This window comes from Herbiconiux daphne, assembly GCF_024979295.1.
GTDB classification, from domain to species: domain Bacteria; phylum Actinomycetota; class Actinomycetes; order Actinomycetales; family Microbacteriaceae; genus Herbiconiux; species Herbiconiux daphnes.
The window spans coordinates 1-794 of record NZ_JANLCJ010000299.1; the positions used below are offsets into that span (position 1 = coordinate 1).

The window sequence follows — 794 nt, forward strand, 5'->3', positions numbered from 1 at the left end:
CTGGTTAGTATCCTGCTGCTTTGCTTCCATTTCTTTCTGACGTTTGATATGAGGATCAGCAACTCCTCTACGGAAGAAGCTATCCTGAACAAATTGCTTTAGATTGTCTTGTGCAATCTGAGGTGGCATATAACCTGCCTCAACTTGTTTACGTAATCCAGTAGCCAGTTTCGTCATTTCAGTTGACAAATTATTAAAATGTTCATCATTTTGTCTGTGATGGTCAAAGTTGTTGTAGAAGGTAGATTGTTTATAACTCTCGTCTTCATGTGGCTCGGTAGGCATCGGAGAAGCTCCAAGAGGAGCACCAGAAGGAGAAGAAATGGTACCGGGTCTCTTTATAGGGAGACCGACCATGTTGCTTAATTGTCTGACATTAGAATGAACTCGTTTCCCATCAAGTTCACTCAGACGGTCTGTGTAAGGGTTTGCCATAGTTGTATTCCTTATTGTCTATCAAATGCATTGCCAATCAGACTGGCAAGTGTCATACCTGCATTCAACTTGTCCCCAAAACCTAAGGCATTCTTAGCTTTCAAATTACCTTGAGCATCCAAGTTTGCTTTATTGGATTTATCGTATATGCCCTGACCTGTGAAATTGTCCCACTGGTCAGAAGAAGATGTGTTCATCCTTTGTATAAGCGATTGGTTGCCCTTATTCTTCTTTATACCTTGGCCATCGGTCTGTGTGTTTGATTCTTGTATTGTTGAACCAAGAGCAGGTGTTGTCACGTTACCCGATTGACCGACTGATACATCAGGTGTTGGTGTTTGATCAGTCACTGCTACATT

Annotated in this window: 2 protein-coding genes; both read right to left on the reverse strand. The window is 41.8% G+C overall.

Features of this window, described 5'->3' with window-relative positions:
- The coding region (locus N1032_RS24810) for a hypothetical protein (protein WP_259543194.1) at positions 1-435 on the reverse strand (435 nt) is incomplete at its 3' end.
- A gap of 11 nt (positions 436-446) precedes the next feature.
- Positions 447-794, reverse strand: a 348-nt coding sequence (locus tag N1032_RS24815; protein ID WP_259543197.1) for a hypothetical protein, incomplete at its 5' end; no start/stop codon positions are given.